Below are 6904 nucleotides of genomic sequence, written 5' to 3'. Positions count from 1 at the left end.
TGTCGCAAGACCAATCGTCCCAAGTCAGAGGGCATCTGCGCGCCTACGACACGATCAACTCACCACAAACATCGGTGGATCCAGGTCAGACGCGGCGAAGGGAGCCTTCAGCCCACAGAAAGTGCCTTCCGCGACACGCGCCCTGCCCCACCCCTCAACAAAAGGACCACGCGCGACCGGGATTGGCAGCCGGTCGCGCGTGGTCTCGTAGTCCGGCCCGCTGGGGGTTCGAGCCGGAGCTGGTCTCGGCCGCGCACTGCGGCCGAGCGTTTCTAGTTCGGGGTGACGGGCTGTCCGCCGAGGGTCACCTCGATGACCTTGTCACCGCTGAGAGTGAACTTGACCTTGTCGTTCGGTGCCCGCGTGCGGATCTCGGCGACGAGCGCGTCCGCGTTGGGGATCGACCGGTCGTCCAGCTTCGTCACGACGTCACCGGATTTGAGGCCCGCCTTCTCGGCGGGGCTGCCCGGCGAGATCTCGCCGAGCTGCGCGCCTCCGGTCGGCGCCGTCTGCACTCGCGCGCCGATGAAGGTCTGCGTCGCCTGGCCGGTGTTGATGATGTCGTCGGCCGTGCGGCGCGCCTGGTCGATCGGGATCGCGAAGCCGATGCCGACGTTGCCGCCGCTCTCGCCGCCCTGGCCCTGCGCGGACTTCGGGCTGTAGATCGCCGAGTTGATGCCGATGACCTGACCCGCCATGTTCGCGAGCGGGCCGCCGGAGTTGCCGGGGTTGATCGCCGCGTCGGTCTGCACCGCCGACATGACCGTGGTCTGGTCGCCGTTGCCGCCGGCGCTCACCGGCCGGTTCAGCGCGCTGACGATCCCCGAGGTGACCGTGCCCGTCAGCTCGAACGGCGAACCGATGGCGACCACCGGCTGGCCGACCCGCAGGTCGTCGGACCGGCCGAGCTCCACCGGGGTCAGGCCGCTGACGCCGCTGACCTTCACCACGGCGATATCCGTCGTGGGGTCGCGGCCGACGACGGTCGCCGTGCCCTTCTTGCCGTCCTGGAACACCGCCTGGATCTGCCCGCCACCGGCGGCGACCTCGACGACGTGGTTGTTGGTGAGCACGTAACCGTCGGTGCTGAGCACGAAGCCGGAGCCCTCGCCCGCCCCCGACCGGCCGGACACCTGCAGCTCGACCACGCTCGGCGACAGCTTCTGCGCCACGGATTCGACCGAACCGGCGGGCAGGTTGCCCGTCTGCTGGGCGGGCTTCGGCGCGTCGAGCGCGTTCACGGCGGCGCCGCCGGAGGAGTCCGCGGTCAGGTAGCCGACCGTGCCGCCCGCGACCCCGCCGACGACGAGCGCGATCGCCGCGACACCGGCGAGCAGCTTGCCCGAGGTGGACTTCTGCGCCTGGCGCTGCTGCGGGACCGCGTAGACCGACGGGCCCGGCTGCGTGTACGGCGTCTGCTGGCCGGGGACCTGGTGTCCCTGGGGGTACTGCCCCTGCGTCTGGTGTTCCTGGGTCTGGGTCTGCTGGGCCTGGGGCGACCACGGGTTGTACTGCTGCTGGTCCGCGGGGTAGGCCTGCTGCGCTCCGGTGTGCGGAGTGGCTTGGCCGCCGAGGCCGGTCGCGTCAGGCTGCTGAGGCGCGGGCTGAGCCGCCCAGTTCGCGCTCTGCTCCGCGTCCGGCCGATCGCCGGCGGGCCGCGCCTTCTCGGCGTCGTTCTCGGTCATGTCTTCACCTTGCGGGATGGTCCTGAGAAGTTCCTGAGCCAAAGCTGTGCATCGCACATGAGTATGGCCCCGTCAGCGGGTGGCGCGCAGCCTGTCCGCGATCTGCTCGGGGGTGGCGTCGTTGATCCACACGGCCATCCCGGACTCCGAACCCGCCAGGTACTTCAGCTTGTCCTTGGACCGCAGGACCGAGAACACCTCCAGGTACAGCCAGCCGAGTTCGCGATCGCGTTTGGCGGGCGCCTGGTTCCAGGCCGCGATGTAGGGCAGCGGCCGGTCGTAAAGGCCGTCGCAGCGGCGAAGGACTTCGAGGTAGACGTCGGCGAAGTCGTCACGCTCGGCGTCCGACAGCGCGGGGATGTCGGGCACCTGGCGATGCGGCACGATCTGGACCTGCACGGGCCAGCGCGCGGCGGGCGGCACGAACGCCGTCCAGTGCTCGCCCGCGACCACGACCCGCTCCCCGGACGCCCGCTCGGCGGCCAGGACGTCCCCCATCACCGGACGGCCGTGCTCGGCCTCGTAGGCACGGGCGACCTCCAGCATGCGCTCGGTCTTCGGCGTGACGAACGGATAGCCGTAGATCTGACCGTGCGGGTGGTGCAGGGTCACGCCGATCTCTTCGCCGCGGTTCTCGAACGGGAAGACCTGCTCGACACCGTCCATCGCGGACAGTTCGGCGGTGCGGTCGGCCCAGGCGTCGACGACCGCGCGAACCTGCTTCGCCGTGAGCCCGGCGAAGGAACCGTCGTGGTCGCTGGTGAAACAGACGACCTCGCAGCGGCCGACGCCCGGCGCGACCGGCACCAGTCCCGCGCCGTCCACTGTGGACGAATCACCGAGGACGTTGCGGGCGAAGGAAGGGAACCGGTTTTCGAATACCGCGACGTCGTAGTCGGGCTCCGGGATCTCGCTCGGCTTCCCGGGTTTCGTGGGGCACAGCGGGCACAGGTCGGCGGGCGGTTTGTAGGTCCGCGTCTGCCGGTGCGCGGCCATCGCGACCCATTCGCCGGTCAGCGGGTCGCGCCGGATCTCCGATGCCGCGGCGACCTGCGGCAGGTCACGCGTGTCTTCAGCGGTGCGTTCGGGCGCGCCCGGCGCGTCGAAATAGATGATCTCCCGGCCGTCGGCCAGGTGCCTAACCGTGCGCTTCACGCTTCTTCTGCCTCAGCCGTCTCCGCCGTTTCGGCGATCATCAGCTCACCCACCTGCTCGGTGAGCGTTTCCCTTGCGTTGTCGGACAAACCGTCGTCCGAGACGACGACATCGGCCTCTTCCAGCCCGGCGATGGTGGAGATCCCGACGATGCCCCATTTGGTGTGGTCGGCCAGCACGACCAGCTTGCGGCCCGCCTCGACCAGCGCGCGGTCGGTCTCGGACTCGGTGAGGTTCGGCGTGGTGAAGCCAGGGCCGTCGGCCATGCCGTGCACGCCGAGGAAGACGACGTCCAGGTGCAGCGACCGCAGGCTCTGCACGGCGACCGGCCCGACCAGCGCGTCCGACGGGGTGCGGACACCGCCGGTGAGGACCACCGTGCGATCCGGCTGGTTCGCCCCGCGCAGCACGTCGGCGACCTGGATGGAGTTCGTGACGATCGTCAGGCCGGGGACCTCGTCGAGCGCCCTGGCCAGCGTCCAAGTGGTGGTGCCGGCGGAGATGCCGATCGCGGTGCCCGGCCGGACCAGCCCGGCGGCGAGCGCGGCGATGGCCTCTTTCTGCGCGCGCTGGCGCACGGATTTGGCCTCGAAACCGGGCTCGTCGGTGCTCTTGCCCACGATCGAGGTGGCGCCGCCGTAGACCTTCTCGACCAGCCCGCGGCCGGCGAGCACGTCGAGGTCGCGGCGCACCGTCATATCGGACACGCCGAGCCTCACGACGAGATCGCTGACCCGGACCGCCCCGGTCCGGCGCGCCTCCTCGAGGATCACCGCCTGTCGTTGCCGCGCGAGCACGAAGCCTCCGAGTAACTACACTGGATCAACTACACAAAATCCTACACGATCAAACATGGACTTCGCGTGTCGATCAGGCCTGATCACTCCGTGGCCGTCTCCTTGACGCCCTCGATCGGGACGCCGCGGAAGCTCAGCACGAAAAGCGAGACGGCGCCGAAGAACAGCGCGATGTCGGCGACGTTCCCGACGAACCAGCCGTTGTAGTCGATGAAGTCGACGACGTGACCGCGCGCGAAGCCGGGCTCACGGAACAGGCGGTCTCCCAGATGGGTCGTCGCGCCGCCGAGCAGCAGGCCGAGCGCGATCGCCCAGCCCGCCGAACGGACCTTGCGGGAGATCCACAGCAGCGCGACCACCGCGGCCGCGGCCAGGATCGCGAAGATCCAGGTGGAGTTCGCGCCCAGCGAGAACGCCGCACCCGGGTTGTACAGCAGCCGGAACCGGATGAAGTCGCCGATCACCGGGATCGGCGCGCGATCGGTGAGGGCGTCGACGGCCCACCATTTGGTCAGCTGGTCGGCGGCCAGCAGCACCGCGGCCACCAGCAGTGTCCACAGCAGACGGCGGGGCGGCATCTCAGGCGCGTTCTCGGTGCTCATCACCCGTCAGGGTACGGGCGACGCCGAGCGCGTTGAGCGCGGCGGGGAAACCCACGTACACGGCGAGATGCAGGATCGCCTCGACGGCCTCCCGGAGCTCCCCCGCGTCCCGCGCCTCGCGAAGGACGTCCGTCAGTTCCGGCGCCACGCCGCCCTTCGCCGTGTACACCGCGACCCGCTTGAGCCGCCTGGTCGTTTCGTCGTCCTGCTCCAGGTCACCGCCGACGTTCGCCACGGCGTCGCGGTGGAACCGAAGCTGCGCCTCCGCGTATCCCAAGGCCTCCAGCGCCGCGACCGTCACCACTTGCCGCTGTGCCAGCGAAAGTCCCGGCCGCTGGTAGACGCCGCCGTAGACGTACGCGACGGCCTCCTTGCCGTAGTCCATCGCCTCGACGGCGTCGAACAGCTCCAGTACGGCGGGGTTCTCGACGCCGCCGAGAAGCCGGAGCAGCTCAAGGCCCTTGTCGTAATCACCCATCAGGCCGGGGCTCCCGGCAGCCGCAGGGTCATCAGGGCGCCGCCCGCGGGAGCGCGTCCCGCGTAGACGTCACCGCCGTGCCGCTGCGCCGCGTGCTGGACGATGGCGAGGCCGAGCCCGGAACCGGGCAGCGTCCGCGCCTCCGACGAGCGATAGAAGCGGTCGAAAACCTTCGGCAGGTCCTCGTCGGCGATGCCGGGCCCGGAGTCCTCGACTTCGAGCACCGCCGTGCCGTCGCCGACCGGGTACAGGCGGACCCCGACCGTCGAGCCCTCCGGCGAGAACTTCACCGCGTTGTCCAGCAGATTCAGCACCGCGCGTTCCAGCGCGCTGGTGTCGCCGGTCAGCACCCACGGCTGGAGCGAGACGTCGAACTCGATCTCGCCCGCGCGGCGGCGCGCCCGGTCCAGCGCGCGCTCGACGACGTCGACCATCTCGACCCGCTCGTGCTCGATCCGCGGCTCGTCCTGGCGCGCGAGTTCGACGAGGTCGCCGATCAGCTGGGTCAGCTCGTCGAGCTGGCCGCGGATGTCGGCCTCGATGTCGCTGCGGTCCTCGTCGGACAGCGTCCGCGCCCCCGGCCTGCTCGCGGACAGCAGCAGTTCCAGGTTCGTGCGGAGCGACGTCAGCGGAGTCCGGAGTTCGTGGCCGGCGTCGGCGACGAGTTGCCGTTGCCGCTCCTGCGATTCGGCGACCGTGCCCAGCATCGTGTTGAAACTCTGGGTGAGGCGGGCGAGTTCGTCGTCGCCGCTCACCGGGATCGGCCGCAGATCGCCCGTGGTGGCGACGCGTTCCGCCGCCGACGTCAGCCTGTCGACCGGCCTCAGCCCCGCTCTCGCGACGGCAGTTCCCGCCGCCGCGGCGACGAGGATCCCGGCGCCGCCGATCAGGAACAGGACGACCGAAAGCTCGTTCAGGGTGCGCTTGGTCGGGCCGAGCGACTGGGCGAGCACCATCGCCTGACCGGCGCCCTGCGGGAGGGCGACGACCCGGCTGTCCGTCTTCGGGTCGGTGCGCAGGGAGAACGTCTTGTCCCCGGTGGCGACGGCGATCTCGTCGTCGCCGTACGGCGGACGGCTCCCGGACTGCGGATAGGTCAGCCGGACCTTCTGCCCCACCGTCAGCTGGCCGATCTGCAGGTCCGCGCTGGCCAGGAAGGCGCCGGGGACCTGCTGCAGTTCGGTCTGCACCTGCGGTGAATCGACCGCGGCCTGCGCGCGGGCGAGCAGGTTGTCGTCCACCTGCTGGTAGAGGTTCTCCTTCACGACGAGGTACGCGCCGAGCGACACCAACGCCACCGCGCCCGCCACCGAAACGGCCGCGAGCAGCGTCACCCGGCCGCGGAGCGAAAAGCGCCGCGTGCCCCAGCGGTCGCCGCGCGGATCCTTTTCGGACACGTCGACGACCGGGACCGGCTCCGTCACGGCGGGGTTTCCCTCAGGACGTAACCCACTCCCCGCACCGTGTGGATCAGCCTCGGTTCGTTCCCAGCCTCGGTCTTTCGGCGCAAATAGCCGACGTAGACCTCCAGCGCGTTGCCCGACGTCGGGAAGTCGTATCCCCACACTTCCTCCAGGATCCGGCTGCGGGTCAGAACGTGCTTCGGGTAGGAGAGGAACAGTTCGAGCAGGGCGAATTCGGTCCTGGTGAGACTGATCTCCCGTCCCGCCCGGCGCACCTCGCGCGTCCCCGGGTCCAAGGTGAGGTCCGCGAACGAGAGGACCTCGGCGTTCTGTCCGGCCTGCGGATCCGGGATCGCCCGGCGCAGAAGCGCGCGAAGACGCGCGAGAAGCTCTTCGAGCGCGAAGGGCTTCGGCAGGTAGTCGTCGGCGCCGGCGTCGAGACCGGACACCCGGTCCGAAACGGTGTCCCGCGCGGTGAGCACGAGAATCGGCAGGTCGTCACCGGTGCTTCGCAGGCGTCGGGCGACCTCCAGGCCGTCGAGCCGCGGCATCATCACGTCGAGGACCATCGCGTCGGGTCTGTTGGCGATGATCGCTTCGAGGGCCTGCGCGCCGTCCCCGGCCAGCTCCACCTGGTAGCCGTTGAACTCAAGGGATCGCCTGAGTGATTCACGGACGGCCCTGTCGTCGTCCACTACGAGGATGCGCATGGCGACAGTCTTACGCAGAGTGCTGAGACTCGCCTAAGAACACACACAGAACCAACAAAGGAAATCCGGCAGTC

The 6904-nt window shown here is 69.9% G+C and carries 7 protein-coding genes; all 7 read right to left on the bottom strand.

From position 1 onward, the window contains the following. Nucleotides 1–272: 272 nt before the first annotated feature. Complete coding sequence (locus tag ACIRGA_RS31970; protein ID WP_400948052.1) at nucleotides 273–1685, bottom strand: S1C family serine protease; 1413 nt, start codon at nucleotides 1683–1685, stop codon at nucleotides 273–275. A 72-nt stretch (nucleotides 1686–1757) separates the two neighbouring features. Then, entirely contained in the window at nucleotides 1758–2840 is a 1083-nt protein-coding gene (gene galT / locus ACIRGA_RS31965) for a galactose-1-phosphate uridylyltransferase (protein ID WP_400948049.1), read from the bottom strand. Further along, nucleotides 2837–3637 carry a DeoR/GlpR family DNA-binding transcription regulator gene (locus ACIRGA_RS31960; protein WP_400948046.1) on the bottom strand — a complete coding sequence of 267 codons (801 nt, stop codon included), beginning with the start codon at nucleotides 3635–3637 and terminating at the stop codon, nucleotides 2837–2839. Before ACIRGA_RS31960 ends, galT begins: the two co-directional genes overlap by 4 nt. Nucleotides 3638–3720: 83 nt before the next feature. Continuing rightward, a complete protein-coding gene (gene lspA, locus ACIRGA_RS31955) occupies nucleotides 3721–4239 on the bottom strand; it encodes a signal peptidase II (protein ID WP_400948044.1) in 519 nt (172 codons plus the stop codon). Beyond that, nucleotides 4217–4717 carry a carboxymuconolactone decarboxylase family protein gene (locus tag ACIRGA_RS31950; RefSeq protein ID WP_400948041.1) on the bottom strand — a complete coding sequence of 167 codons (501 nt, stop codon included), beginning with the start codon at nucleotides 4715–4717 and terminating at the stop codon, nucleotides 4217–4219. The genes lspA and ACIRGA_RS31950 overlap by 23 nt, the downstream gene beginning before the upstream one ends. Then, on the bottom strand, nucleotides 4717–6141 hold the full coding sequence (locus ACIRGA_RS31945; RefSeq protein ID WP_400948039.1) for an ATP-binding protein: 1425 nt from the start codon (nucleotides 6139–6141) through the stop codon (nucleotides 4717–4719). The genes ACIRGA_RS31950 and ACIRGA_RS31945 overlap by 1 nt, the downstream gene beginning before the upstream one ends. Then, on the bottom strand, nucleotides 6138–6830 hold the full coding sequence (locus tag ACIRGA_RS31940) for a response regulator transcription factor (protein WP_037340466.1): 693 nt from the start codon (nucleotides 6828–6830) through the stop codon (nucleotides 6138–6140). Before ACIRGA_RS31940 ends, ACIRGA_RS31945 begins: the two co-directional genes overlap by 4 nt. Nucleotides 6831–6904 lie beyond the last annotated feature (74 nt).

This window comes from Amycolatopsis sp. NPDC102389 (genome assembly GCF_044765885.1).
In the GTDB taxonomy this organism is placed as follows: domain Bacteria; phylum Actinomycetota; class Actinomycetes; order Mycobacteriales; family Pseudonocardiaceae; genus Amycolatopsis.
This window is presented reverse-complemented; position numbering and strand designations above follow the sequence as displayed.